Origin of the sequence: Aminobacter sp. MSH1, from assembly GCF_003071665.1 — a bacterium.
GTDB lineage: Bacteria > Pseudomonadota > Alphaproteobacteria > Rhizobiales > Rhizobiaceae > Aminobacter > Aminobacter niigataensis.
The window spans coordinates 3,268,929-3,294,962 of record NZ_CP026265.1 but is presented as its reverse complement, the minus strand read 5'-3'; the positions used below and the strand labels follow the sequence as shown (position 1 = coordinate 3,294,962).

The following is a 26,034-nucleotide window of genomic DNA, read 5'->3' as shown; positions in this document are numbered from 1 at the left end:
TCGCAGGCTGCTTAGAGCAGACCTCCGCCGAGCGACGAAGCGTTCACCGATTGTGAACGGCAGGGGCGCGACTGTTCAATCAGCTGCGACCGCAACGCCCGGAGACGACCGCTCATATCGGGGCAAGCCATCATTGATCTCGTAATAGGCGGCCTTCTGGCCGACGAAGATGTGGCAGGAACCGACAAGCCCGTCGGCGGCGTCGAACAAGCCCGCCATGATCGAGATGTCCGGCTCGCTATGCGCCTTCCAGAACAGCAGCGACCCGCAACGGCTACAAAAGCCGCGCCGGGCGAAATCCGAGGCCGCATACCAGGTGATGTGCTCGCTGCCCTGTACCTCCAGTTCACCATCGGCAACGCTGGTCGCTGCATAAAAATGCCCGCTCTGCTTCCGGCATTGGCTGCAATGGCAATAGACCACGCCGCGCAGCGGGCCCGTCGTAGTAAACCGCACGGCCCCGCACAGGCATGACCCTTTGTTCGACTTGTCCATTTCCTGCTCCTCCATGGCCACATCCAGATTGGTCCTGAACAAGAGGCGATGCGTGAGAGTTTGCGACATCGAACATGCTGCCGAGGTCTTGGCGGTATCCGCAAGCAGGAAAATACACCCTGTGGTAGAAAAATGAACGCAACATCGCTGCAAATTAAGGAAACCTTAGCCAGCCTAAATTAGAGGTCGATACAAGTGATGAGCGCAGAGGGGACCTGCGTCGTTGCAAGCACTCTCATCTCGCCGCTCGCCCCCCGACCGGTCGCCCGCCAGCGCTTTGCCGGCATGGAAGCGACCGTTTGGCCAACTGAAACGGGACATACATGCATTCTGCAGCCGCCCCGACAGACCGAGGCAATGATATTGCGAGCAGTGTCTTGGCGACGATGGCCCAGATGGGAGTCATCGGCCTGCCGCGCAACTACGAGATCTTCTATGAAGCGCTGACCGGCACCAACCCGGCGCTCAGCCTCGAAGTCATCGCACTCGGCAATCGTCCGACCCAGGACCAGTTGGACCTGATCGGCCGGAAGTTCTTCGCCCAGAATCATGGCCAGGGCATCGTCGAACACGCACGCGATATTCTGGCGCGTGAGCTTGAAGGCGTCGCCAGCCTGCTTCGGAACGAGCGAAGCCATCTGGAACGCTACGGCAAGGTGCTCGACGAAACGTCCAGCGGGTTGAACAGCCGCACGGCGATGTCGCAGGAACTGCTGCAGAAGATCGTCGGCGTCATGTCCGTCGCCACCGCCTCGACCATAGATCACGGCAAGCAGGTGGCGAGCACGCTCGGCGACAAGTCGAGCGAACTCGAGAGCGTCAAGTCGAAGCTCGAAGAGTACAAGAAGCTAGCCGACACCGACCCTCTTACCCATATCTGGAATCGCCGCGCCTTCGACCGAAGGATCGCAAGGATCTACAACGACAACAAGGGCATCCTGTTCAGCGCCCTGATCCTCGCCGACATCGATCGTTTCAAGGACATCAATGACCGGCACGGCCATCCCGTCGGCGACAAGATCCTGCGGATCATCGCCGACATCTTCCAGTCGAGCGTCCATCGCGACATGTTCGTTGCCCGCACCGGCGGCGAGGAGTTCGCGCTGATCGTCGAGGGCACCACCGAGGAAGCCACCTTCGAGATCGCCGATCGGGTTCGCCTGCTGGTTGCGCAGACGCAACTCAAGGAAATCCAGCCCGGCGTCAACTGCGGCCAGGTGACGGTTTCAATGGGCGTTTGCATGGCCTCCGATGCCGAAAGCGCGGAAGATCTCTACGCCAAGGCAGACCGCGCGCTCTACCGTTCCAAGCTGATCGGCCGCAATCGCGTCACCCGCTATTCGACGATCGCCGAGCGCCAGGGCAAGAACTGGATGCTGTACAAGAAGGACTGATCGCCTCGGCAAAGGCCTTTCCATATGAATTTTGATGGACTATATTTTCCAGAGAAATGGAAAGACCAATGCGAAGCCATCAAAATCCGGCGCCATCGGCCACACAAGGCACCGTCATCACCAAGGCGACGTTGCGCGCCGCCGACATGCTGGGCATCACCGCCAAGGCCCTCTCCGCCGTCATCGGCGTCTCAGAGGCCACGGTTTCAAGGATGCGCAAGCAGGAATTCGCCCTGGAAGCCGGCAGCAAGCCGTTCGAGCTCGCCGTCCTGTTCGTCCGCCTGTTCCGCTCGCTCGACGCCATAGTCGGTGGCGACGAGTCGGTCGCTCGGGCCTGGCTACGCAACGACAACACGGCGCTCGGCGCCACGCCAAGCGAGAAGATCGCAACCATATCCGGGCTCGTCGATGTCATTGCCTACCTGGACGCCCGCCGCGCTCTCGTCTGAGGCGCGTGCGCTCGAAGGCCGCTGCTGGCGGCTGGTCGAGGCCCAGCATCGCGTATCCACCTTGAAGCTCGTCGACGACCTCGACGAGCAGGCACTGCTCGAGGAACTCGTCGAGGCGACCAAGCCGATCGTGCCGGTCGAATGTCGCAAGCTGCACTATCTGCTGGCAACGCCGTTTCGCTACGGCTCGAACTATCCCACCGGATCGCGCTTCCGCCGCGCCGGCAAGTCGCTCGGTGTCTACTACGCCGCCGAGAAGGTGCAGACTGCCGTCGCCGAAATGGCTTTCTATCGCCTGCTGTTCTTTTCGGAATCGCCCGACACGCCCTGGCCCAGCGACGCGGCCGAGTACACCGCCTTCTCGGCGAGCATCAAAGCCGCCGGCGTGACCGACCTCACCTTGCCGCCACTGCTAAGTGATGCGCCTGCCTGGACGCATCCGACCGACTATGCCGCTTGCCAGCAACTGGCCGACGCCGCGCGCGAGGCCGGCATCGAGGCCATCCGCTATCGCTCGGTGCGTGATCCCCAAGGTGGCGCCAACCTCGCCTTGCTCACCTGTCGCACATTTTCCAAACCGGCCCCCGTCGAGCGGCAGACATGGCGCATCCGCTTGGGGCCGTCGGGCGTCCAGGCCATCTGCGAATTCCCGGAGCGGCGCATCGGTTTCGATCGCGAAAGCTTCGCTGGCGATCCGCGTCTCAAGGACATGCGCTGGGTCCGCAAATGAAAAAGGCGCCGGTCGAAACCGGCGCCTTTTTGATCGATTGAACGCGTCTACGGATCAGGCGTTGACGGCCTTTTTCTCCGGGGTCGGCGCGCTCTTCCTGAGCTGTTCCGAAACCAGGAAGGCGAGTTCGATCGCCTGGTCGGCGTTGAGGCGCGGATCGCAATGAGTGTGGTAGCGATCCTGCAGTTCGTCTGCCGTGATGGCGCGCGCGCCACCCGTGCATTCGGTCACGTTCTTGCCGGTCATCTCGACATGGATACCGCCTGGGTGCGTGCCCTCGGAGCGGTGGATGTCGAAGAAGCTCTGCACTTCGCTGAGGATGCGGTCGAACGGGCGCGTCTTGTAGCCGGCAGCCGTGATCGTGTTGCCATGCATCGGATCGCACGACCAGACGACCTTGCGGCCTTCTTTCTCGACGGCGCGGATCAGTTTCGGCAGGTGATCGCCGACCTTGTCGTTGCCGAAGCGAGCGATCAGCGTCAGGCGGCCGGCCTCGTTGTCCGGGTTCAATTGGTCGATCAGCTTGAGCAGGTTGTCCGGGGTGATCGACGGGCCGCACTTGAGACCGAGCGGGTTCTTCACCCCACGGCAGTACTCGACATGGGCGTGGTCGACCTGGCGGGTGCGGTCTCCGATCCACAGCATGTGGCCCGACGTTGCGTACCAGTCGCCCGAGGTCGAGTCGACGCGCGTCAGCGCCTGCTCGAAGCCAAGCAGAAGGGCTTCATGGCTGGTGTAGAAGTCGGTCTCGCGCAGCGCGTAGTTGGTCTCCGAGGTGATGCCGACGGCCTTCATGAAGTCCATCGTCTCGGTGATGCGGTTGGCCAGCGCCTCGTAACGCTCGCCCTGCGGGCTGTTGGAGACGAAGCCGAGCATCCACTGGTGCACGTTCTCAAGGCTGGCGTAGCCGCCCTGAGCGAAGGCGCGCAGAAGGTTAAGCGTCGCCGCCGACTGGCGGTAAGCCATCTCCTGGCGTGCCGGATCGGGCACGCGTGATTTCTCGTCGAAGCCCGGGCCGTTGATGATGTCGCCGCGATAGCTTGGCAGCGTCACGTCGCCCTTGGTCTCGTTGTCGGACGAACGCGGCTTGGCGAACTGGCCGGCAATACGGCCGACCTTCACCACCGGCTGCGCGCCGGCGAAGGTCAGCACGACCGACATCTGCAGGAAGACGCGGAAGAAGTCGCGGATGTTGTCCGCGCCATGTTCGACGAAGCTTTCGGCGCAATCGCCGCCCTGAAGCAGGAAGGCTTGGCCATTGGCGACGGCGGCGAGCTGCTTTTTCAGCTTTCGCGCTTCACCTGCAAAAACCAAGGGGGGAAAGGTTGCGAGACGAGCTTCCGTTTCCGCGAGCGCCGCAGCATCCGGATAAGCCGGGACCTGCTGGATCGGCATGCTTCTCCAGGAATTCGGTGACCATTTCGTCATGTTCGCACCTAAAAAGTTCGCTAACGGGCACCTCACCCGCGCCATAGCCCGCCATTGCGGGAACGCGGCTCTTTACACGATGAGGAGCCGCTATACTACCCCGTATCCGGCGTGAGATCGAACCCAAGGTTGCGTGCCGTCTGGCACGCGCGCTCAACCGTCGATCCGAACACCGTCCTTCACGAGATAGGTAGGCTTGTACATGGTCACAAGCTCTTCCGCCGCAGTCGGATGAACCGCCATCGTGCGGTCGAAATCGTCCTTGGTGAGTCCCGCCTTGAGCGTGATGCCGAGCAGCTGCGCCATCTCGCCGGCATCGGGGCCCAGCACGTGAGCCCCCAGCACCAGACGAGTGTCGCCGTCGACAACCAGCTTCATCAGCATCTTTTCCTGCCTGCCCGACAGCGTATGGCGCATCGGGCGGAAGCTGGTGCGGTAGATCTCGAGGTGCTTGAACCTTTTGGCCGCCTCGTCCTCGGAGAGGCCAACGGTACCGATCTCGGGCTGCGAAAATACAGCCGTGGCCACGCAATCGTGATCGGGCTCGGTCGGGTTGTTCTTGAACGCCGTCTCGACGAAGCACATCGCCTCGTGAATCGCGACCGGCGTCAACTGAACGCGGTTGGTGACGTCGCCAACGGCCCAGATGTTCTGCACATTGGTCCGCGAAAAACGGTCGACGACGATGGCGCCCTGTTTGTCCATCTCGACGCCAGCGGCTTCGAGGCCAAGATTTTCGGTATTGGGCGTGCGGCCGATGGCCAGCATGACCTGATCGACGGTCAGCACCTCGCCGGTGTTGAGACGCGCATCGAGGCGCCCGTCGGCCCGCTTGACGACCTCCTCCGAGACCGCCGGGCAAAGAATGCGGATGCCCTTGGAGACCATCGTGTCGTGCAGTGTGCGCCGGAGATCCATGTCGAAGCGGCTGAGGATTTCCTTGCCGCGATAGACCAGCGTCGTCTCGACGCCGAGGCCATGGAAGATGTTGGCGAATTCGACGGCGATGTATCCGCCGCCCTCGATCATGATCGCCTTGGGCAATTCGGGAAGGTCAAAGACTTCGTTCGAATAGATGCAGTGCTCGTGGCCGGGCAGCGCCGGATGCGCGGCAGCCCGCCCGCCCGTGCCAATCAGGATCTGGTCGGCGGTAACGGTCCGGCCTTCCGCCTCGATCCTGATGGTATGGCTATCTACGAGCACGGCCCGAGAATGAAACGTCTCACCGCCCGAACCTTCGACATTGCGTTTGTAGATCGCCTCGAGCCGCGAAATCTCGCGCTCCTTGTTGGCAACCAGTTTCGACCAGTCGAACTTGGCTTCGCCGACAGTCCAGCCATAGCCGGCCGCATCCTCGAAATGTTCGGGAAACTGCGAGGCGTAGACATAGAGCTTCTTGGGCACGCAGCCGCGGATGACGCAGGTACCGCCGAAGCGGAACTCCTCGGCCAGCGCGACACGTTTGCCAAGTGCCGCCGCAACTCGCGCCGCGCGCACCCCACCGGAGCCACCACCTATGACGAAGAGGTCGTAGTCATACTGAGCCATGATGGTCCTTCCAGCGGTCGGAGCGCGGGTGTCTCCGATGTCGTTTGAACAGCGTATTCCGTGCGCCGAAACCGTTTTTTCGATTGCCGGCCCAAGCACTGCGATTTGGTGCGTCACAGGTAGTGGCAGAGGCACCAAAAGAAAAGCCCGGCAACTGCCGGGCTTCTGGATCGTGACCGTTGGTCGCGGAGGATTACTTCTTGGGCGCTTCCGGGGCTGCGCCCTCGGCTGCCGGAGCCTTGGTGCCGGCAACGGCCTTGAGCTTCTCGCCGACCTGCTGGGCGAGATCACGAGCGATGCCGTTCTGCCAGATATCGGCAGCCTTGACCAATTCGCGCGAAGCGATTGGGCCGCTCTCGATCAGCTTTTTTCCGGCTTCGGAATTGTAGAAGGCGGCGATGTCGTTGAGGTTCTGCTCGGAGAAGGCCTTGGCATAGGCAAGCGCCGATTCCTTTTCGAGATCAGCGCGGCGCGAAGCGAGCGCCAGCGTGTTCTCGTCCACCGTCTGGGTGATCAGTTCCTGCATGTCCGGGTTCTGCTGGATCAGCTGCTGCTTCAGAGCTGCAGCCGCCTGCGGCAGGATCCCGTCGAAGGAATCCGTGGCGTGGATCGCCGCGATGGCGGCATGGGCCGCCTTGAGATGGGATTCGCCGATCTCCTGGGCCTGGGCCGAGAACGCGATCGCCGCGAATGCCGAAGCCGCCACCATGACGGAGAAGCCGCGAAGCCGGTTTGTCAAAATCATGATGAATAGAACTCCTGTTTAGCGGGTCGGATGGACGGTCTTGACACCGTCTGTGCCGGCGATGACGGCAACGGTGGCCAAGCCGAGAAAGAGGCCATGCTCCACGACGCCGGGGATGGCGTGCAGGGCATCAGAAAGCGCTCTTGTATCGGGAATGCGGCCAAAAGATGCATCGATAATGAAATGTCCACCGTCGGTTACGAAGGTCTCGCCGCCTGTCTTTCGCAGTACCAGCGGCCCGGAGAGACCGAGTTTTGCCGCAGCCTTGGCGATGGCGATTTCGGTGGCCTTGAGGCCGAACGGATTGACTTCGATCGGCAGAGGGAAGCGCCCAAGGGCGTCGACCAGCTTGGTCTGGTCGGCGATGACCACCATGCGCGCCGAAGCGGCGGCCACGATCTTCTCGCGCAGCAACGCGCCGCCACCGCCCTTGACCAGCGAAAGCGCCGGGTCGATCTCGTCGGCACCGTCGATGGTGAGGTCGAGTTCAGGCGTTTCGTCGAGCGTCGACAGCGGCACCGACAATTCGCGGCACAAGGCGGCAGTGCGCTCGGAGGTCGGCACGCCGATCACCTTCATGCCGGCTGCAACCTTTTCGGCAAGCAGCCTGACGAACTCTTCGGCCGTCGAACCCGTACCGATGCCGAGGCGCATTCCGCTCTCGACATAGCCCAAGGCGGCGCGTGCCGCCTCGATCTTCAAAGCCTTGGCATCCATGATTTGTTCGCAAAATCCTCGAATTCAGGCTTGGCTCCTAGCATTTTTGCCCGTTGGGTCAAAGGCTTTATGACCCGTGGCTTGCGTCATGCCGGGCCCGGGGCTATCGGCTCTGGCAACGCATAAACCTACGAAAGCGGCGCCATGTCCAAACCGATCATTGTTTTCGACCTCGACGGCACCCTCGTCGACACGGCGCCCGACCTTCTCGACAGCCTGAACCATACGCTCGTTGCCGGCGGTCTGTCCCAGGTCGACGACACCGCCTTCCGGCGCTTTGTCGGCCAGGGCGGACGCGTGATGATCGAGCGCGCCTACACCGCCCAGCGCAAGCAGCAGTTGGCCGCCCTCGAGCACGACCGCCTGCACGACATCTTCCTCGATCACTACACGGTCAACATCCCGGGCCGTTCGCAGCCCTATCCCGGTGTCGTTGCCGCCATGGACCGCTTTGCCGCGGCGGGCTACCTGCTCGCCGTCTGCACCAACAAATATGAGAGCCTCGCCACCAACCTCATCCGGGCGCTGGGCCTGTCGGACCGCTTCGCGGCGATCACCGGACCCGAGACCTTCGGCATCCGCAAGCCGGACCCACGGCACCTGACTGAAACCATCGCCAAGGCCGGCGGCGACGTAGCGCGGGCGGTCATGGTCGGCGATTCGGTCACCGACATCGACACTGCCAAGGCAGCCGGCATTCCGGTTGTTGCCGTCGATTTCGGCTATACCGACCGCCACGTCAGCGAATACGAACCCTCGGTGGTCATCTCGCACTATGACGAACTGACGCTTGGCATGGCTCAGAAGCTGATAGACGCGGCAAGTCGCTAAAGCCGCCTTGACACCACTCCCGCCCCTCCCCTATATCGCCCGGACGTTCGGCCCTCGGGCCTCGGACGGGCGATTAGCTCAGCGGGAGAGCACACCCTTCACACGGGTGGGGTCATAGGTTCAATCCCTATATCGCCCACCATTCTTCCCAGTAAGTTCAAATGCTTAATGTAGCAGGCCCTGCCCTTCTCGGTACCGGCTGGGGAGACGCAGCAGCGAGCAGCGGCAGTCCTGGAGCAGACGCTCAGCCTGATTTGCCGCCATGCACTTCAAGCCATTGCTTACGAATTCAAACAATGTAGATTATTTTCCCAAGCGTCCTTCTTGGGGCCTACCATGCTCACAGCATTCGATGAATGGAGTGGCGTAGCGAACGGCTCCCAACCCTTTTGGGAGAGCAGAGCTCAGATCATCGCCAAACTTATTCGCGCTACAGACTCTGTACTGGACATCGGCGCAGGAAACAGGAAACTTTCTCGGTATATTCCAAAAACGTGCGAATATACTCCGGTCGATTGCGTTGCCGACCTTCCCGGAACATTCGTCGTTGATTTTAATCAGGACTTCCAATTGCCAGGCGTTAACTTCGACGTCGTCGTCTGCGCCGGATTTCTCGAATACTTGGACGACGTTCCAGCCTTCTTTCGACAGATGGCGCTGCACGCTCCGGGTCGCCAAATTATATTTACGTACCTTTTTCACGATAGGAAAATGCGGCGCACCGAGATGTGCGTTCACAATGATTTTCCGACATCGCAAGCCATGCTTGGCGCCATTTGCACCTATCTCTCGCACGTCGACGTATTCGCATTCGACCGCGAAACTGCCTATTACAATGCCACCCTGTCGAGCGGCGAAACCATCCCCACCGTCAACCCTGTCCTCATCACGGAACTGCTTGCCATCCCGGAATCTGCTCCGATGAGATTCATTCGCCGCATGAACCGATCGATCAAAAAGCGCTTGCCCTAGATCGCCCCCGGAAAATCAGATGCTCGGCGCTCGTGCCGCTTCGGTCCGGCTCATCGCGTCCTTGAGCTTGGCATCGCGGTCGTAGACGTCGCCGAAATATTCGACCTTGCCGTCGAGGTCCGGCCAGGCCGTGAAATAGGCGACATAGACCGGGATCTTGCGCGTCACCTTCTCGAAGGAATGGCCCTGCTTCAGCTTGGCCGCGATATGATCGACGTCGGTGCCGAGCACTGCCGCCGCCATGCCGCGCGGATCCGAAAGCCGGATGCAGCCGTGGCTGAAGGCGCGGCTGTCACGGTCGAACAGCGCCTTCTGCGGTGTGTCGTGCATGTAGATCGCATGCTTGTTGGGGAACAGGATCTTGAGTTCGCCAAGCGCATTCGCCTCGCTCGGCGCCTGGCGCACGCTGAACGGCACCTTGGCGCCATACTGACCCCAGTCGATCGCCGACGATGGAATGCGCTTGCCGCGCGAATCGGTGACCTCGTAGCCGGCACGGTCGAGATAGCTCGGATCGTTGCGCAGGCGCGGCAGCATCTCGTTGACGATGATCGACTGCGGCACACCCCAATAGGGATTGTAGTCGACCTGTTCGATCTCATCCTGGAAGAAGCTGGTCTGGTTGGTGGTCTTGCCGATCACCGTCTTCATCTTGAGCTTTTCGACGCCGCCGTCGATGTAGCTGGCGGTATAGGCTGGCTGGTTGATGAAGACGCGTGGGCTGCCGAGGTCGGAAGGCAGCCAGCGCAACTGCTCGAGCGCCACCAGCACCTTGTCCAGCCTGTCCGCCTTGGACGTGCCGGCAAGCGTCGCCACCGTGCGTGGGCCGACCACGCCATCGGGTTTCAGCCCTGCCCGCTTCTGCACGGCTTCGATCACCGGCACCAGTTCAGGCACATAGATCTCGCTCGTGCCCAGCCTTGCCAGCGTCTCGCCATACTCGCCGCCCATCTCGTCGTCGAGGTCGCGTGCGATCAGATGCAGCAGCTTGGGCAGTTCCGGGCTCGTCTCGCCCGGCTTCAGCAGCAGCTTGGCGTCGACGACGATGTCGTTTTCCTCGCTCGCGCGAAGTGCTTCCAGTTCGACGCGTAGCGCCTGATATTCCGGGTTCTTCGGGTGATAGCCCTCCAGCAGGGCGCGCGCGTCCTGCGACTGGCTCAGGCTCTTCAGCACGCCGACCATGTCGAGCGGCTTGGCCGCGAAATCGTAGTAGCCGGAGATGCGGTTCGGGTCGATGCGGCCGCCCTGCGCGTCGTGAACGTAGCGCAGCGCGCGCGCCGACATCGCCATCTCGAATCGGATCAGCGTCTTCAGCCGACCGGCGGTGTCATCAGCTACGAAGGCAGCTTGCGGCACAGCGACGGAATAATCCGCCGGCATCAGCCCGTGGCCTGCCGCATCGCTCAAGCTGCGGATGGCGTCTTCGGCACGGCTGTTGGCTACCTGGCCGGTGACCCAGATGAAATCGGGATTGGCCGAATAGTAGTCGAGCAGCGCCTTGGCGATCTCTTTTTCGGCAACGAGGTTGAAATCACTCAGGCCGGCAAGCGCCTCGCGAAACGCGGTGCCGGCGAGCGAGGGCTCCAGCGACACCGACTGCGTGGTCGGCACCAGCTTGGAGAAATCGACGGGCACCATCTGGTCGATCTTGTAGGTGTAATAGGATGGCGCGCTGATCTTTGCCGGCGCAGCCCGTTTCGGCGGCGCCTTGCGCGGCGGTGGCGGGAACTCGCCCTGCGGTTGCCTGTAGTTACGGTTGTTGCCGCCACCAAACAGGATGTCGAAGAAATTCTGCGCACCGGCCTGCGGCGCACCCATGGCGAGCGTCGCTGCCAAGGCCGCAAGAGGAAGAGAGATCGGCTTTTTCAGGAAAGAAAGCGTCATTAATTACCCATCCCCTGCCGGAATCGCCCTACGCACCGATGGAAGATTTCTTGTCACCCCATGTCGGATGTAAGGCGCTCCTGCATCGATTCATACCGATAACGTTAAGCTTTCATAAATTTCCCGGCAGCTGTTGCCGAACAGTTTCACATCATCGTGAGGCAGTCGGGCGGCTGGCACAATCCGATGCCAATGACAGGCGGCCCGTCTTCATGCGAGAACTTCGCACTCCAAGACAAGTTGACGTGAGGTCAAGGTGAAGAAGGGTTATCGCGAACTGCTCGACGAAGCCAACGCGGTGGTCGAGGTGGTCTCGCCCGAAGAGGCGGCGACCTTGCTCGACGACCCGGACACCGTCTTCGTCGACCTTCGCGACCCCCGCGAGGTGCAGCGCGAAGGCCGGATACCGGGTGCCCAGCACTGCCCGCGCGGCATGCTCGAATTCTGGATCGACCCTGAGAGCCCGTACCACAAGGCGTTCTTCTCAAGCGGCAAGAGCTTCGTGTTCTTCTGCGCAGGCGGCTGGCGTTCGGCGCTCGCGGCCAAGACGGCGCAGGAGATGGGACTGGAGCCAGTGCGGCATATCCTCGGCGGCTTCACCGCCTGGCGCGATGCCGGCCTGCCAACCGAACCGGGCGAGAAGAAGGGCTGATCGCGATCAACTACGCAGCGCTCTCGTGGCGTTCCAGTACCGTTTCGAGCACCAGCGAGTTCCTGACAAAGCCGACGCCCTCGTCCACGACGCGGGCGTCGGAAAGGATGCGCCGATGGCCGAGGCCTTCGGCCCAGAACAGCCTGACATGGCGTCCGGCACCTGCCATCGCGCGTGCGTCCTTGGCCGAGACCTCCCTGTCGTCGGGGGCATGGATGATCAGCGTCGGAATGCTCAGGCGCATCAGCAGCCTCGAACTGACGAACTGATGGATCGGGGTTCCGGTCACGCGTTCGACCTGGCCTGCGATGGCGTGCTGCGTGCGGGCACCGAGATTGACGTAGCGCCCGAAGTCCTCGAACAGCCGGGGCATCGAATCGGGCGCGGCAATGAGCACCAGCCGGTTGGTTGAAAGCGGCGCAAATCCCTTGACCGTTCCCGCAGCGGCATTGACCGCAACAGCACCACCGAAGGAATGGCCGACGATCGCCTCGAACGACCCGAACCACTGGCCGGCCAACGTGGCCGCCTCGACCGCCTTTGCCATGTCGAGCGCGCGACCAAGCGAGCCGCCATGGCCTGGCAGGTCGAGCGAGACCACCCGATAGCCGGCACTGAGGTAACCTTCGATCAGCGCCCGCATGTATTCGGTGCGCGAACGCCAGCCATGGATGACCAGGACCGTTCCGGCCTGTGCTCGTCCCTGGGCCGGGCGGAATTCATGGATGGCGACACACCCTTTCCGCGTCATGATTCGGTGATGGCGCGCCTCGGCCATGAAGTCGGCGGCCCGGGCGATGGCCCGCTTTTCGGCCTCCGACAGCGACTTTTCGCCTGGCGTGCGCCGGAAAAGCTCGAATGCGGCGCGGCCGGCAAGCCGCGGCGAAACGAACTCGGCAGCCCCAAACAGGCGCCGGATGACCTTCAGCCCGATTGATGCCATAGTGCGCGCCCATCCATAAGTTCAATCATGAACATAATAGTTCAATCATGAACAATAAGCAAGATTTGCCGTGGGACAACCCACGGTTCCGCAACTGGGTCGCGGTGGCGAAGGCGTGCCATTCGATGGAGCGCGCCCTGGCGACCGCTTTGCAGCCCCACGACCTCAAGCCGGCGCAGCTGGATGTGCTGATGAACCTCTACCGGCATCCGGGCATGTCGCAGCACGATCTCGCGCGCAAACTGCTGGTCGGCCGTTCCAACATCACCATGCTGCTGCCGCAGCTTGAGAAGCGCTCGCTGGTCAGCCGCGAGGCCGACGCCAAGGACAGGCGCATCATGCGGCTGACGCTCACTGCGGATGGCGAAGCCTTGCTGATGCGGGCGCTGAAGGCCTATGGCGCGCTGATCGAAAAGGCGATGAGCGCCTCGACGCCCGAGCAATGCGACCTGATCGGCGCGCACATGCTGCGTGTCGCCGATGCCCTGAAGGACTAGAGGGTTCAAGCGCTGGCCCGGGCTACCCGCCTGCCTCGCGGCGCATCGGCCTTTCCCATGGACCTGACATAGCCGAGCACGGCAACGCTGAGTCCGGTCGCCAGGATCCACCACGCCGGCCGGATCGAATAGGAAAACTGCAGGTTGGCCGCAAGCACGCGGCGAGGCTCCACACCGGTCGCCAGCCCATACCATGCGGCCTCGACGACGACGGTCGCCAGCGCCGCCGCAATCGCAATGGCAATCAACACCCATGGCGATGTCAGGCTGAGGCCGCGCCACTGCGCCAGCCGGTAGACCATCAGCAGCATGAAGAAGCCGGCCATCAGGGTCGGCTCGTAGACGTCGGCCTTCGACTGCATGAAGAAATGCAGCGCCGCCAGAATGCCGATGCCGTAGACGATCTTGTGCAGGCGGTTCCAGTTGCGCCCGAGCTTGCTAATCGCAGCATCGGTCGAGGTCGCACCGAGTGCAACAAGGCCAAGCAGCGCTACAAAGCCGATCGTCAGGTAGATGCGCAGCGCGATTTCGCTGACAACGCGCGCAACGTTCCAGTTCTGGTCGAAGAAATACAGAACGAGGTGGCCGAGCGCGTAGCACAGCGCCGCAATGCCGAGCATGCGGCGGATGAGGATGAGCTTCGGCCATTGGCCGATGCGCCGCAGCGGCGTGACCGCCAGCGACAGGAGCAGGAAGCGCATCGCCCAGTCGCCGGTGTGGTGGATGGCGGCCGTGAAGGGTCGCGGGCCAAGCAGGCCTCCCGTTGGAGCAGCCGACGGAAACCCTGTCGCGGCGTAATAGGCCAGAAGCAGCGCCGGCACGAGCGTGCCGGCGAAGGCCGCAGCCTTCAGTGGCGACAGTTTTCCGGCGCGGTCGGTCCAAGGCTTCATGCGAAAATGGCTCCAGCAGCTTTGCCGGGTATACGTCGCGAAAGCCGCAAAAGTTACCTTAGCACGATCACGTTGTGTTGAGCCGCGGGGCTGTCGCCCTCGAGCCGACTGGCCCTACCACATCGACGTCTTCGCACGCTCCGGCCATTCGCGATCATATGTTTCGCCGTCGATGCTGGCCCGGCTGGTGACGGCGAGGATCTGTCCAGGCGTCGGCAGCAACTTCGCGTCGACATGCCGTTCCGGGTTCCACAAATCGGACCGGACGATCGCACGCGCGCACTGGAAATAGACGGCATCCACGTCGATCACCGTCACCGACCGCGCCGGCTTGCCTTCGACGGTGAAGGACGCACACAGCTCGGCATCGATGCTGATGCGGGCACGGCCGTTGACGCGCAGCGTCGTACCCGAGCCCGGCACCAGAAACAGCAGCGCCACGCGCGGGTCGCGGATGATGTTCTTCAGCGAATCCGCACGGTTGTTGCCGCGCCGGTCAGGCATCATCAGCGTGCGTGGGTCGTGGATGCGCACGAAGCCGGCAAGATCGCCGCGCGGCGAGCAATCGAGCCCCTCCGGTCCGCAGGTCGCCAGGGAGACAAAGGGCGAGGCCTCGATGAAAGCGGCATATTCGGGGATGATGTGGTCGAGTTCCTTGACCAGCGAAGTTTCGCCGGGAAGCCCGTACAGCGCTTCAAGTTGCTCAATCGTCGAGATGACCGACATCGCCCTGCCTTTCGTTTCCGCTCCTCTTAGCCGGCCAATGTGAACGGCCGGCGACAGGTTCTATCGCTCGCGGCTCATGCCCTTCTGGGCCAGTTCGTCGAGATACTCCTGCCAGCGCTTGTCCTTCTCATGGCTAAGCGTGTGCAGGTAGTTCCAGGTGAAGATGCCGGTGTCGTGGAAATCGTCGAAGGTGATGCGCACCGCATAGTTGCCCACCGGTTCGATCTTGAGGATGGTGATATCCTTCTTGCCGGGCACCGTTACGCGCTGCTCCGGCGAGTGCCCCTGCACCTCGGCCGATGGCGAAAGCACCCGCAGCAACTCGGCGGACAGTTCGGACGGACGATGATCCGGAAAGGTCACCGTCAACAGCTTGCGGTCCTTGGAGACCCTCAATTCTTTCGGTGCCGTCATGATCCATCCTGCCAATTTGAACTGCCCTTCACTACTGCGCTTCGAACGCCGGGAAAAGCACTAACACCATGCAAGCTCGACGAGGAACGCGACGCTACCCCAGGGAAAGAAACTTTCATCTTGATTGACAGCCGCATGCGTACAACATAGCCGTAATATGCAGGCGCCACAGAAGACGCCACAGAACTGGGAACGGAAGCGCAGCGCATGGACATGATCGATCCTTTCGGTCGCTCGATCAGCTACCTCCGCGTGTCGGTTACGGACCGCTGCGACTTCCGTTGCACCTATTGCATGGCCGAAGACATGGCCTTCCTGCCAAAGAAGGATTTGCTGTCGCTCGAAGAGATCGACAGGCTGTGCACCGTATTCATCGAAAAGGGCGTCAAGAAGCTGCGCCTGACCGGCGGCGAACCGCTGGTGCGCAAGAACATCATGTATCTCGTCCGCCAGCTGTCGCGTCACCTCGACAGCGGTGCGCTCGAAGAGTTGACGCTGACCACCAACGGCTCGCAACTGTCACGCTTCGCCCGGGAACTCGCCGATTGCGGCGTCAAGCGCATCAATGTTTCGCTGGACACGCTCGACGCCGACAAGTTCCATGCCATCACGCGCTGGGGCAACCTCGCCAAGGTGATGGAAGGCATCGACGCTGCCCAGGCCGCCGGCCTGCACATCAAGCTCAACGCGGTGGCACTCAAGGGCTTCAACGATCTCGAAATCCCTGACATGCTGCGCTGGGCCAATGGCCGCGGCATGGACCTGACCGTCATTGAGACCATGCCGATGGGCGAGATCGATGGCGACCGCACCGACCAGTACCTGCCGCTGTCGCTGCTACGGGCCAATCTCGAGCGCCAGTTCACGCTGACCGACATCCCGTTCAAGACCGGCGGCCCGGCGCGCTATGTTCAGGTCGCCGAGACCGGCGGCCGGCTCGGCTTCATCACGCCGATGACGCATAATTTCTGCGAGAGCTGCAACCGGGTCAGGCTGACCTGCACCGGGACTCTCTACATGTGCCTCGGCCAGAACGACGACGCCGATCTCAGGGCACCGCTGCGCGCATCCGAGGGCAACGAGCTTTTGTCGGACGCCATCGACGAGGCGATCGGACGCAAGCCCAAGGGCCACGACTTCGTCATCGATCGCCGCACCAACCGGCCGGCCGTCTCGCGCCATATGAGCGTGACCGGCGGCTGAGCGGAGCGGCATCCACCGCAAAGGCAAGGCAGCTCGAAGGGGTACTGGTGGCATGGCTTACCGGCTCGCAGCGGCGCTGTCCGCGATCTTGCTCGCAATTTCGTCCGCACCACCCGCAATGGCCAAGCCTTTCATCTACACCAACGCCCGCTTCGGCACGTCGGTGACGTTCCCGCTCGATGTCTTCACCGATCGCGCCGGGGGGCCGGCCAACGGCGACGGCATGACCTTCGTGGCCCCGGATGGCGCGAGCCTTGCCGTCTATGGCTCCAACAATGCCCTCGACCAGACGCCGGAGCAGTTGGCCGATTTCAGCTCCGAAGGGATGGAGGTCACCTACCGCAAGGTCGGCAAGGACTGGGTCGCGCTCTCCGGGCACGACGGAACGGATATCTTCTACCATCGCCTGGAGTTCGGCCGCGACGGCGTTATCCATGCGTTCATGCTCAAGTACCCCGCCGCCGCCAAGTCGAAATACGACCCGCTCGTTCGCGCGATCGCCGACAGTCTCGTCGGGCCGTGATGACGTAGCGGCCGCTGGTCCATGCGTTTGCCATTGCTGTTTTGCGCGCCAATGCTAAAGCCGTAGGCAACAGCAGCAACGGAAAGCCCAAGTGCCACTTTCCTCGAATATCCGCGGCTCCATGTTCATGGTGGTCGCAATGGCCGCCTTCACCTTCAACGACACGCTGAGCAAGCTCGCCGCCGAGACGATCAATCCGGGCCAGCTCATGCTCGTGCGCGGGCTGTTTGCCACGACGCTGATCACCCTGCTGGCCTGGCAGCAGGGCGCTTTGAAGGGGGTGGGCCAGTTTTGGCATCCGATGGTGTTCTTGCGCCTGGTCGGCGAGGTCGGCGGCACCATCTGCTTCCTTGCGGCCCTGCCGCATCTGCCGCTGTCCAACATCTCGGCCGTGCTCCAGGCGCTGCCGCTGGCGGTCACCATGGGGGCGGCACTGTTTCTCGGCGAAGGCGTGGGCTGGCGCCGCTGGCTGGCCATCGTCGCCGGCTTCGGCGGCGTGCTGATCATCGTGCGACCGGGCTTTGAGGGCTTCAACGCCTTTTCGCTGCTGGCGCTGCTTTCGGTCGCCTTCTGCGCGGTGCGCGACCTGGCGACGCGCAAGATCCCCGATCACGTCCCTTCCCTGTTCGTGTCGACGGTCACCACCATTGTCATCACCATCACCGGGGCGCTGACGATCGTGCCTTTCGGCGGCTGGGTGCCGATGACGTTCGAGCTCGTCCTCTTTCTCGCCGGCGCCGCAGTCCTGGTCCTGTTCGGCTACCAGTTCGTAATCATGGCCATGCGCGAAGGCGAGATCTCCTTCATCGCGCCGTTCCGCTACACCGCGCTGATCTGGGCGATCACGCTCAGCGTCGTGGTCTTCGGCGACATCCCCGATCTCGCGATGATGGCCGGTGCGGCCGTCATTGTCGCCTCGGGCCTCTATTCGCTCTATCGCGAGCGCGTCGTCGGCCACAGCCGGCCGGCCGCCGAGAGCACCAGCGCCTCCATGGCGCCCGACGGGATCTAACAGCATGGCAGGGCAGATCGCAGGCCTCATCCTCGCCGGCGGCCGTTCGAGCCGGATGGGCGGCACCGACAAGACACTGCTGCCGCTCGGCGGACGTCCGATGATCCGCCATGTGCTCGATCGTCTTCGGCCCCAGGCTGCTCCGATCGCCATCAACACCAACGCCGACCCCGCACTCTTCACCAGCTTCGGCGCCGAAATCATCGCCGACACGATCGCCGGCTATCAGGGCCCCTTGGCGGGAATTCTCGCAGGGATGGAATGGGCAGCGCAGAAGCCCGGCAGCAGCCACGTCCTCAGCGTGGCCGGCGATACGCCGTTTTTTCCAGCCGATCTTGCCAAGCAATTGGCATCCTGCGGGAGCCGAGGCGCTGTGGCCGCCTCGAACGGGCGTGTACACCCGACTTTCGCGCTGTGGCCACTGTCGCTGCGCGATGCGCTTGCGGCGTTTCTGGAAAGTGGCGATACCCGCAGAGTGATGACGTTCATCGAACAGGCAGGCCTGGGCGTGGTGGAGTTTCCAAACGAGCAGTTCGGCGCAAGGACCGTCGATCCGTTCTTCAACATCAATACGCCTGAGGACCTCGCCGAGGCCGAACGGATTCTGGACGGAGCCAACTGATGGCGCATCGCGTATTCGGCATCACCGGCTGGAAGAATTCCGGCAAGACGACCTTGACCGAGCGGCTGGTGAGCGAACTGGCCGGGCGCGGCTGGAAGGTTTCGACGATCAAGCACGCGCACCATGATTTCGACATCGACAAGCCCGGCGCCGACAGTTTCCGCCATCGCGAGGCCGGTGCGACCGAAGTCGCTATCGTGTCGGGTCGACGCTGGGCATTGATGCACGAATTGCGCGGCGAGGACGAGCCCACGCTCGACGAGGTTCTGGCGAGGCTAGGGCCTTGCGACCTGGTGTTGATCGAGGGCTACAAGCGCGAAAACCATCTCAAGATCGAGGCGCGGCGACTGGAGGCGAAGGACCGCTCGCCGCTGACCGCCAAGGACCCCGCAATCGTCGCCATCGCCTCGGATCATCCGGTCGAGGGCGAACAGGTGCCGGTGTTCGGCATCGACGACATCAAGTCGATCGCCGACTTCGTCGAAGCAAGATCGGGCCTTACCAAACTCTGACGCAGCGTCATCCGAGATGTTCACAACCGGCGCTGCAACAACCCTTTTTGCCATTGATTTTCAACTGAAAAGAGTGGGAGTATCCGCCCCATCGGCGGAAATTTTCCGCTCAACGGCCGAATGGACAGGAACCGGCCGAAAGCGAAAAAGAGAGGAACACTATGGGTATTTCCATGCGTATCGCCCTGGCAGCATCGGCTGCACTTGCACTGACCATCGGCATGGCTCAGGCGCAGGAAAAGACGATCAAGATTGCCACCGAAGGCGCATACCCTCCCTACAACAACCTCACCTCGGACGGTAAGCTCGTCGGCTTCGACGTCGACATCGCCAACGCGCTCTGCGACGAGATGAAGGCCAAGTGCGAGATCGTCGCCCAGGAGTGGGACGGCATGATCCCTGCCCTCCAGGCCGGCAAGTTCGACGCCATCATCGCCCAGATGTCGATCACGCCTGAGCGCAAGGAGAAGATCGATTTCTCCAAGAAGTACATCAACACGCCTGCCGTGATCGCCGCCGCCAAGAACAGCGACATCAAGGGCGTGACCAAGGAAGACCTCGCCGGCAAGACGATCGGCGTCCAGGGCTCGACCATCCACTACAACTACGCCGAGAAGGTCTTCACCGACAGCGAGATCAAGTCCTACCCGACCGCCGAGGAGTACAAGCTCGACATGGCCAATGGCCGTCTCGATGCGGTCAGCGACGACGCTGTGACCATGGGGAACTGGCTGGAAACGGCCGATGGCGCCTGCTGCAAGATCGTCGGCACGATCCCGAACATGCCTGAAATTCACGGCGATGGCGCCGGCGTCGGCGTCCGCAAGGGCGATACCGCGCTGGCCGACCAGTTCACCGCAGCGATCGCAGCCATTCGCGCCAACGGAAAGTACAAGGAAATCAACGACAAGTACTTCAAGTTCGACGTTTATGGCGATTGAGCCGTCAATGGCTTGAAAACTCAACAGGCGGCGGGACAAGTTCCCGCCGTTTGGCTAACATAACAACAAGCCGCCATCAAAGGCGGCGGCACTCCGGCCACCGGAGGCCAAAGGGGACAGCCGACCGATGCAAAGCGTCTGGGCGCTTCTGAGTTTCGGACCCGACGGGTGGGGTGACGATCTTGCCTATGGCGTGCTCGTCACTGTTTCGCTCGCTTTGGTCACACTGCCGCTCGGGCTTCTGATCGGCTTCCTGGTGGCGCTCGCCAAGCAATCGAGCGAAGCGTCCATGAGGCTGGCCGGCAATATCTACACCACGATCTTCCGCGGCCTGCCGGAACTGCTGACGCTTTTCCTGGTCTTCTATGGCGCCCAGATCGGCATCCAGCAGGTGGTGCGGCTGGTGCGGCCCGAGGCCGTCGTCGAGATCAACAGCTTCGTTGCCGGAATGCTTGCGCTCGGCGTCGTCTTCTCGTCCTACGCCAGCGAGGTTTTCCTCTCCGCCTTTCGCGCCATTCCCCGCGGCCAATATGAGGGCGGCTATTCGGTCGGCCTGTCGTCGCGCCAGACCATGCGGCTGGTGATCCTGCCGCAACTCGTCCGTATCGCCCTGCCCGGCTTGTCCAATCTCTGGCTCATCCTGCTCAAGGACACAGCGCTCGTATCGGCCATCGGCCTGACCGACATCGTGCGCCAGAGCAGCATCGCCGCCCGCGTTACCAAGCACGCGTTCATGTTTTTCGGCGTCGCCTGCCTCATCTACCTGGCGCTCGCCATCATCTCGTCCTTCGGCATCGGCGCCATCGAACGCTGGGTCGGCAAGCGGGAGGCGCAGCGATGAGCGCTTCCAGCGAGACGGCAGTCAAGGTCCAACGCCCGCCGGCGCCGCCGCGCGGCTGGTCGCGCGAACGCATCATGGGCTGGGCCTTTGTCGGCCTTTGGGCCGCGCTAGGCATAGGCCTTGTCACCTATCTGTTCAGCGCATGGAATCCCGAGCTCTTCGCCAAATACGCGCCCTCCTATCTTTCCGGCCTGCGCGTCACGCTGACGCTCGTCGCGGTTTCTATCGTGCTGGGCGCCATCCTGTCGCTGCCGATCTGCTACGCCCGCATGTCGAAGAACCGCGTGCTGAACGCAGTTTCCTACGGCTATGTCTACTTCTTCCGCGGCACGCCCCTGCTCGCGCAGACCTTCCTGATCTATTACGGCTTCGGCTCGTTCCGGCCACAGCTGGAGGCGGTCGGCTTGTGGAGCTTCTTCCGCGAAGCCTGGTATTGCGCCGTCTTCGCCTTCGCGCTCAATACCGCAGCCTACCAGGCCGAGATCCTGCGCGGCGCCATCGAAAGCGTCGGAAAAGGCCAGTGGGAGGCAGCTTCGGCCCTCGGCCTGTCGAAGCTGCAGACGCTCTATAAGATCGTGCTGCCGCAGGCGCTGATTGTTGCTCTGCGGCCTTACGGGAACGAAATCATCCTGATGATCAAGGGCTCTGCCATCGTCGCCATCATCACCGTCTACGATCTGATGGGCGAGACCCGCCGCGCATTTTCGCGCACCTTCGACTTCCAGACCTATCTCTGGGCCGCCCTGCTCTATCTGTCGCTGGTCGAGGCCTTGCGCCATCTGGTGGACTGGATCGAACGGCGCATTACCCGTCACCTGCATCGCTGAGCTGGCGGCCGAAGCTGCTGGCCCAACCACGATCGTCTTGACGAATTCGTCCCATGGCATAGACCACGGGCACCAGAACATTTGCACTTCGAAAGGGTGAGCCATGGCATCGGTCGCGTTCCTTGGTCTTGGAGTTATGGGCTATCCCATGGCGGGCCATCTCAAGAACAAGGGCGGGCACGACGTCACCGTCTACAACCGCACGCTGGCGAAGGCTCAGAAATGGGCTGACCAGCATGGCGGTGCTTTTGCGCCGACGCCGGCCGAAGCAGCCATCGGCAAGGATTTCGTCTTCGCCTGCGTCGGCAATGACGACGACCTGCGCGAGGTCACCATCGGCGCCCAGGGTGCGTTCCAGTCGATGAAGAAGGGCGCCGTGTTCATCGACAACACCACGGCCTCGGCCGAAGTCGCCCGCGAGCTCGATGCCGCAGCCAAGGCCGGCGGCTTCCACTTCCTCGACGCGCCGGTATCCGGCGGCCAGGCCGGAGCCGAAAACGGCATTCTCACCGTCATGGTCGGCGGCGAACAGGACGCATTCGACCGCGCCAAGCCGGTCATCGATTCCTTCGCCCGCATGGTCGGCCTGATGGGGACGGCGGGAGCCGGCCAGTTGACCAAGATGATCAATCAGATCTGTATCGCGGGCCTCGTCCAGGGTCTCGCCGAAGGCATCCATTTCGGCAAGAAGGCCGGCCTCGACATCGAGAAGGTGGTCGATGTCATCTCCAAGGGTGCCGCCGGCTCCTGGCAGATGGAGAACCGCCACAAGACCATGAATGCCGGCAACTACGATTTTGGCTTCGCCGTCGACTGGATGCGCAAGGACCTCGGCATCTGCCTCGAGGAGGCCGACCGCAACGGCGCCAAGCTGCCGGTGACCGCCCTCGTCGACCAGTTCTACAAGGACGTGCAGGGCATGGGTGGCAAGCGCTGGGACACCTCGTCGCTGCTCGCCCGCCTCGAGAAATAGTGCCGCAAGATGGCCCTGTCGCCGGCCTCGACCGCCGATGAAGTCGTGGCGCATCTGCGCACGCTCGCTTCGGAGGAGAACCGGGCCGGCATGGCGCGCTTCGGCATTGCCACCGACCGGGCGCTCGGCATCCCGAATGCCGTGCTCAACCCGATAGCAAGGCAGGTGAAGCGCGATCATATCCGCGCGGCGGCTCTATGGGCCACCGATATCCGCGAGGCGCGCCTGCTGGCGATCCTGACCGACGAGCCTTCACAGGTGAAGCGGACCCAGATCGACGCCATGGCGGCGGAGTTCGACAGCTGGGAAATCGTCGACCATACCGCCCAACTCATTTGCGAGGCCAAGCTGGCCCATGAAATCATCCCGGCCTATGGCGCCGATGAGCGCGAATTCGTCCGCCGCACGGCCTTCTCGACCATTGCCACGGCCGCCGTGCACCTGAAGAAAGAGCCCGACGACACATTCGTCGCCTGGCTCGGGCTGGTCGAGGCGCACGCCGGCGACAGCAGGAATTTCGTCAAGAAGGCGGTCAATTGGGCGCTCAGGCAGGTGGGCAAACGCTCGCCCACTCTCCACGCCCCGGCACTGACAGTGGCGGAAAAACTGGCAGCGTCATCCGACAAGTCCGCGCAATGGATCGGCAAGGACGCAGTACGCGAACTCAGCGATCCCAAGACGCTCGAACGATTGAAGGCGAAGGCGCGCTGATCAGGCTGCCGACGCGCCGCTTTCCTTGTCGAGCATCATGTAGTCGAGTGGCATTTCGGTCGTGTACTTGATCTGCTCCATCGCGAAGGAAGACGACACATCGCGGATCTCGATCTTGGCGATCAGCCTCTTGTAGAACGCGTCATAGGCGGCGATGTCGGGCACGACGACCCGCAGAAGATAATCGACGTCGCCGCTCATGCGATAGAACTCGATCACTTCAGGGAATTCCTGGATCACTTCCGAGAAGCGGCGCAGCCATTCGTGGCTGTGCGAATTGGTCCGGATCGCCACGAAAACAGTGACGCGCGCATTGATCTTCTCGGGGTCGAGCAGCGCCACGCGGCGCTTGATGACGCCCTCTTCCTCCAGCTTCTGGATGCGGCGCCAGCACGGCGTGGTGGACAGGCCGACTTTCTTGGCGACGTCGGCGACGGCCAGTGTCGCGTCCTCCTGAAGGAGGCGAAGAATTTTCCTGTCGAGGCGGTCCATATGCGGGCTCCGTTAGAAAAGGTTCGCCATAATCCCGTCATTTCCCCCATCATACAAGAAAGGAATTCTCCGCGCACCCTGCATCTTCGGTATTGATTTCTATTTCGACTGACCAAGACGATTTCGGATTTCTGCCTTGAGAAAAGGCAGCAATTCCATTTCGAACCAGGGATTCCGCTTGGCCCAGGCGAAGGTGCGCCAGGATGGATGCGGCAAGGGCAGCAAATGGGGCGATGACGAACGCTCCCAGATGCCTCGCCAACCGGCCACGGTTTCGGTCAGCGTGCCGGCACGCGTGGTCCCCAGGTGCCATCGCTGCGCATACTGACCGACAGCCAGAACGAGGTCGACCTGCGGCATCAGCGCCATCAGCGGGGTCCGCCACGCCGGCGCACACTCCCGCCGCGGCGGCAGGTCGCCGCCCTTGGCATCCTGGCCGGGAAAGCAAAAGCCCATCGGCACGATGGCAAAGGCATTCGGATCGTAGAAGGTCTCGGATGTTACGCCCAGCCATTCCCGCAGCCTGTCGCCGGAAGCGTCGGTGAAGGGTGCGCCGCTCAGGTGCACCTTGGTGCCGGGCGCCTGGCCGGCGATGAGTATCCGTGCCGTGGAAGACGGCATCACCACCGGCCTCGGCTCGTGCGGCATGGGCTTGCCCACGGGGCGCTCGACGCAGATGCGGCAGGCCTTGATCTCGGTGACGAGACGGTCGAGTTCCAGCGACATGATCAGGCGCCGGCGCTCGGCCGCGCTGCGAGTGCCCGATACCAGCGCCAGACGTTGGCAAGCTCATCCGGGATAACGATCCGTGCAGGCTTCATGAAATCGATGGCGATCAGTCCGGTGATATCGGCGATGGAATAGGCGTCGCCAGCAGCGAATTCGCGCCCGGCGAGTTCCTTGTCGAGCAAGGCCAGGAACGCAAGCACCTTGGGCTTGTTGGCCTCGCCCCATTCAGGAACCTGCGGCACCTCCCATTCCTTCATCGCCGGATGGATGTGCCGGAACGCAAACCCCACCGCAAGGAACAGGTTGAACTCGATGCGCCGTTGCCACATCTCGACCAGCGACTTGCCCACCGCGCCGCGGCCGAACAGGGCAGGCTCTGGATTCAGTTCTTCGAAGTAGCGGCAGATCGCGACCGATTCAGTGAGGATGGTGCCGTCGTCGAGTTCGAGCACAGGTAGGCGCTGCAGCGGATTGCGCGAGGAAACATCCTCCTTCTTGTGCCCCATCGCGCCCATGTCGACGCTGACCGTGGGCACCTCAATGCCCTTCTCCGCGAGAAACACGCGAACGCGCCTCGGATTCGGCGCGCGCCCTCCATCAAACAGCTTCACCAGCTCTGCCTCCAAGTTGCTGCGCCCCCGCAACTATAGGCCTCAAGTCACGAGAAACGAAAGATTTCACGCAGCCAGTTGAGGATGCGTCCGTAGCTGCCGTGTTCGATCTCGACCATGTCGCCATGCATGCTGCGCCAGTCGCGCGGTCGGTCGAACTCGCCTGCCCAAAGCCCCTTGCGGTCGCGGCGCGCCGCCGCTTCTTCGGCCTCGTAGCCGCCATAGGCGATTGCCCATCCGGCTTCCACCTGGGCGCGATTGAGTTCGGTGTTGCCGACGCTGCACGCCCCCAGCAGCCGTCCGTACTTATCCCGCTCCCAGCCGGCGCAGGTCACCTGGCGCTCTGCGACGAGTTTCGACAACGCTTCGCGCGAGCGTCGGCCGCACGGATATTCGCCGCCATCCTTGCTACAGATCTGCGAGAATTCCGGCGCATCGATGCCGCGCAGGCGGATGCGTTCGCTACCAAGCGTGATCGAATCGCCATCGTTGATGACCGCAGCGCCCTGGGTCGTGCGCGTTTCGAACCGATCGAGCCGCGCCGAGACAAGAAGCAGAAGTCCCATCACCAAGGCTGCGAACGCATAGTCGGCGAGCTTGCGCCAGCGGCTGCGCGGACGCCTGAAATACCGCTGCCGCGGCCTGCCCGACCACGAACGGCTCATATGGCAAACAATCCCTTAATCATTCGGACGTAGCGTGCGGGTGTAATCTAGGCGCGC

General features: G+C 62.6%; 31 protein-coding genes and 1 tRNA gene. 18 read left to right on the top strand and 14 right to left on the bottom strand.

What is annotated here, in order from left to right; genetic code table 11:
• Positions 1-75: 75 nt before the first annotated feature.
• The gene (locus CO731_RS16375; protein ID WP_108609876.1) at positions 76-495 is read right to left on the bottom strand and encodes a GFA family protein; all 420 of its coding nucleotides are present in this window, start codon (positions 493-495) and stop codon (positions 76-78) included.
• Positions 496-818: 323 nt separating this feature from the next.
• On the opposite strand from CO731_RS16375, the gene CO731_RS16370 reads away from it, so the two are divergent.
• From CO731_RS16370 to CO731_RS16360, 3 genes are all read left to right on the top strand, one after another.
• The gene (locus CO731_RS16370) at positions 819-1,889 is read left to right on the top strand and encodes a GGDEF domain-containing protein (RefSeq protein WP_108607923.1); all 1,071 of its coding nucleotides are present in this window, start codon (positions 819-821) and stop codon (positions 1,887-1,889) included.
• Between the two features lie 68 nt (positions 1,890-1,957).
• The gene (locus CO731_RS16365) at positions 1,958-2,338 is read left to right on the top strand and encodes an MbcA/ParS/Xre antitoxin family protein (protein WP_108607922.1); all 381 of its coding nucleotides are present in this window, start codon (positions 1,958-1,960) and stop codon (positions 2,336-2,338) included.
• Positions 2,298-3,068, top strand: a complete 771-nt coding sequence (locus tag CO731_RS16360) for an RES family NAD+ phosphorylase (RefSeq protein WP_108607921.1) — start codon at positions 2,298-2,300, stop codon at positions 3,066-3,068. The genes CO731_RS16365 and CO731_RS16360 overlap by 41 nt, the downstream gene beginning before the upstream one ends.
• Positions 3,069-3,122: 54 nt before the next feature.
• On the opposite strand, the gene CO731_RS16355 is transcribed toward CO731_RS16360, so the two are convergent.
• The 4 genes from CO731_RS16355 to rpiA form a co-directional block, all read right to left on the bottom strand.
• Positions 3,123-4,496: a 3-deoxy-7-phosphoheptulonate synthase class II gene (locus CO731_RS16355; protein ID WP_108607920.1), complete on the bottom strand. Its 1,374-nt coding sequence runs from the start codon at positions 4,494-4,496 to the stop codon at positions 3,123-3,125.
• Positions 4,497-4,649: 153 nt separating this feature from the next.
• Positions 4,650-6,044: a glutathione-disulfide reductase gene (gene gor, locus CO731_RS16350; RefSeq protein ID WP_108607919.1), complete on the bottom strand. Its 1,395-nt coding sequence runs from the start codon at positions 6,042-6,044 to the stop codon at positions 4,650-4,652.
• Positions 6,045-6,237: 193 nt separating this feature from the next.
• Positions 6,238-6,789, bottom strand: a complete 552-nt coding sequence (locus CO731_RS16345) for a DUF2059 domain-containing protein (RefSeq protein WP_108607918.1) — start codon at positions 6,787-6,789, stop codon at positions 6,238-6,240.
• 18 nt (positions 6,790-6,807) lie between these two features.
• A complete protein-coding gene (gene rpiA / locus CO731_RS16340; protein WP_108607917.1) occupies positions 6,808-7,506 on the bottom strand; it encodes a ribose-5-phosphate isomerase RpiA in 699 nt (232 codons plus the stop codon).
• Positions 7,507-7,650: 144 nt separating this feature from the next.
• Here rpiA and CO731_RS16335 point away from each other — a divergent pair, with 144 nt between their 5' ends.
• From CO731_RS16335 to CO731_RS16325, 3 genes are all read left to right on the top strand, one after another.
• On the top strand, positions 7,651-8,337 hold the full coding sequence (locus CO731_RS16335) for a phosphoglycolate phosphatase (RefSeq protein ID WP_108607916.1): 687 nt from the start codon (positions 7,651-7,653) through the stop codon (positions 8,335-8,337).
• A 67-nt stretch (positions 8,338-8,404) separates the two neighbouring features.
• Positions 8,405-8,479, top strand: a tRNA-Val gene (locus CO731_RS16330).
• Between the two features lie 194 nt (positions 8,480-8,673).
• Positions 8,674-9,309, top strand: a complete 636-nt coding sequence (locus CO731_RS16325; RefSeq protein ID WP_108679449.1) for a methyltransferase domain-containing protein — start codon at positions 8,674-8,676, stop codon at positions 9,307-9,309.
• 15 nt (positions 9,310-9,324) lie between these two features.
• On the opposite strand, the gene CO731_RS16320 is transcribed toward CO731_RS16325, so the two are convergent.
• Positions 9,325-11,193 (bottom strand): murein L,D-transpeptidase, encoded by a 1,869-nt coding sequence (locus tag CO731_RS16320; protein ID WP_108607914.1) that lies wholly within the window; start codon positions 11,191-11,193, stop codon positions 9,325-9,327.
• 256 nt (positions 11,194-11,449) lie between these two features.
• On the opposite strand from CO731_RS16320, the gene CO731_RS16315 reads away from it, so the two are divergent.
• Complete coding sequence (locus CO731_RS16315) at positions 11,450-11,845, top strand: rhodanese-like domain-containing protein (protein ID WP_108607913.1); 396 nt, start codon at positions 11,450-11,452, stop codon at positions 11,843-11,845.
• Between the two features lie 10 nt (positions 11,846-11,855).
• On the opposite strand, the gene CO731_RS16310 is transcribed toward CO731_RS16315, so the two are convergent.
• Positions 11,856-12,788, bottom strand: a complete 933-nt coding sequence (locus CO731_RS16310) for an alpha/beta fold hydrolase (RefSeq protein ID WP_108607912.1) — start codon at positions 12,786-12,788, stop codon at positions 11,856-11,858.
• A 47-nt stretch (positions 12,789-12,835) separates the two neighbouring features.
• Between CO731_RS16310 and CO731_RS16305 the strand changes: the two genes are divergently transcribed.
• Entirely contained in the window at positions 12,836-13,285 is a 450-nt protein-coding gene (locus tag CO731_RS16305; RefSeq protein WP_108607911.1) for a MarR family transcriptional regulator, read from the top strand.
• Positions 13,286-13,290: 5 nt separating this feature from the next.
• On the opposite strand, the gene CO731_RS16300 is transcribed toward CO731_RS16305, so the two are convergent.
• From CO731_RS16300 to CO731_RS16290, 3 genes are all read right to left on the bottom strand, one after another.
• Positions 13,291-14,175: a protein-methionine-sulfoxide reductase heme-binding subunit MsrQ gene (locus CO731_RS16300; protein ID WP_108607910.1), complete on the bottom strand. Its 885-nt coding sequence runs from the start codon at positions 14,173-14,175 to the stop codon at positions 13,291-13,293.
• Between the two features lie 114 nt (positions 14,176-14,289).
• A complete protein-coding gene (locus CO731_RS16295; RefSeq protein ID WP_108607909.1) occupies positions 14,290-14,901 on the bottom strand; it encodes a pyridoxamine 5'-phosphate oxidase family protein in 612 nt (203 codons plus the stop codon).
• 60 nt (positions 14,902-14,961) lie between these two features.
• Positions 14,962-15,315, bottom strand: a complete 354-nt coding sequence (locus CO731_RS16290; RefSeq protein ID WP_108607908.1) for a DUF971 domain-containing protein — start codon at positions 15,313-15,315, stop codon at positions 14,962-14,964.
• A 207-nt stretch (positions 15,316-15,522) separates the two neighbouring features.
• On the opposite strand from CO731_RS16290, the gene moaA reads away from it, so the two are divergent.
• The 10 genes from moaA to CO731_RS16240 all read left to right on the top strand — a co-directional run bounded on the left by moaA (position 15,523) and on the right by CO731_RS16240 (position 23,480).
• Entirely contained in the window at positions 15,523-16,518 is a 996-nt protein-coding gene (moaA, locus tag CO731_RS16285; protein WP_108607907.1) for a GTP 3',8-cyclase MoaA, read from the top strand.
• A gap of 52 nt (positions 16,519-16,570) precedes the next feature.
• A complete protein-coding gene (locus CO731_RS16280) occupies positions 16,571-17,041 on the top strand; it encodes a hypothetical protein (RefSeq protein WP_108607906.1) in 471 nt (156 codons plus the stop codon).
• Positions 17,042-17,132: 91 nt separating this feature from the next.
• On the top strand, positions 17,133-18,053 hold the full coding sequence (locus CO731_RS16275; RefSeq protein WP_199914479.1) for a DMT family transporter: 921 nt from the start codon (positions 17,133-17,135) through the stop codon (positions 18,051-18,053).
• Between the two features lie 4 nt (positions 18,054-18,057).
• Positions 18,058-18,675: a molybdenum cofactor guanylyltransferase MobA gene (gene mobA, locus CO731_RS16270; protein WP_108607905.1), complete on the top strand. Its 618-nt coding sequence runs from the start codon at positions 18,058-18,060 to the stop codon at positions 18,673-18,675.
• Positions 18,675-19,187, top strand: coding sequence for a molybdopterin-guanine dinucleotide biosynthesis protein B (gene mobB / locus CO731_RS16265; protein WP_108607904.1), 513 nt, complete (start codon positions 18,675-18,677; stop codon positions 19,185-19,187). Before mobA ends, mobB begins: the two co-directional genes overlap by 1 nt.
• A gap of 161 nt (positions 19,188-19,348) precedes the next feature.
• Positions 19,349-20,128 carry an ABC transporter substrate-binding protein gene (locus tag CO731_RS16260; protein WP_108607903.1) on the top strand — a complete coding sequence of 260 codons (780 nt, stop codon included), beginning with the start codon at positions 19,349-19,351 and terminating at the stop codon, positions 20,126-20,128.
• A gap of 127 nt (positions 20,129-20,255) precedes the next feature.
• On the top strand, positions 20,256-20,969 hold the full coding sequence (locus tag CO731_RS16255; protein ID WP_108607902.1) for an ABC transporter permease: 714 nt from the start codon (positions 20,256-20,258) through the stop codon (positions 20,967-20,969).
• The gene (locus CO731_RS16250) at positions 20,966-21,796 is read left to right on the top strand and encodes an ABC transporter permease (RefSeq protein ID WP_108607901.1); all 831 of its coding nucleotides are present in this window, start codon (positions 20,966-20,968) and stop codon (positions 21,794-21,796) included. The genes CO731_RS16255 and CO731_RS16250 overlap by 4 nt, the downstream gene beginning before the upstream one ends.
• 103 nt (positions 21,797-21,899) lie before the next feature.
• A complete protein-coding gene (locus CO731_RS16245; RefSeq protein WP_108607900.1) occupies positions 21,900-22,769 on the top strand; it encodes an NAD(P)-dependent oxidoreductase in 870 nt (289 codons plus the stop codon).
• Between the two features lie 9 nt (positions 22,770-22,778).
• On the top strand, positions 22,779-23,480 hold the full coding sequence (locus tag CO731_RS16240; protein ID WP_108607899.1) for a DNA alkylation repair protein: 702 nt from the start codon (positions 22,779-22,781) through the stop codon (positions 23,478-23,480).
• Here the strand turns inward: CO731_RS16240 and CO731_RS16235 are convergent, their stop codons facing one another.
• The 4 genes from CO731_RS16235 to CO731_RS16220 all read right to left on the bottom strand — a co-directional run bounded on the left by CO731_RS16235 (position 23,481) and on the right by CO731_RS16220 (position 25,977).
• The gene (locus CO731_RS16235) at positions 23,481-23,972 is read right to left on the bottom strand and encodes an Lrp/AsnC family transcriptional regulator (protein WP_108607898.1); all 492 of its coding nucleotides are present in this window, start codon (positions 23,970-23,972) and stop codon (positions 23,481-23,483) included.
• A gap of 99 nt (positions 23,973-24,071) precedes the next feature.
• Positions 24,072-24,698, bottom strand: coding sequence for a uracil-DNA glycosylase family protein (locus tag CO731_RS16230; RefSeq protein WP_108607897.1), 627 nt, complete (start codon positions 24,696-24,698; stop codon positions 24,072-24,074).
• Positions 24,699-24,700: 2 nt separating this feature from the next.
• On the bottom strand, positions 24,701-25,312 hold the full coding sequence (locus tag CO731_RS16225; RefSeq protein WP_108609874.1) for a glutathione S-transferase: 612 nt from the start codon (positions 25,310-25,312) through the stop codon (positions 24,701-24,703).
• A 47-nt stretch (positions 25,313-25,359) separates the two neighbouring features.
• Positions 25,360-25,977 carry a thermonuclease family protein gene (locus tag CO731_RS16220; protein WP_108607896.1) on the bottom strand — a complete coding sequence of 206 codons (618 nt, stop codon included), beginning with the start codon at positions 25,975-25,977 and terminating at the stop codon, positions 25,360-25,362.
• Positions 25,978-26,034: the final 57 nt, after the last annotated feature.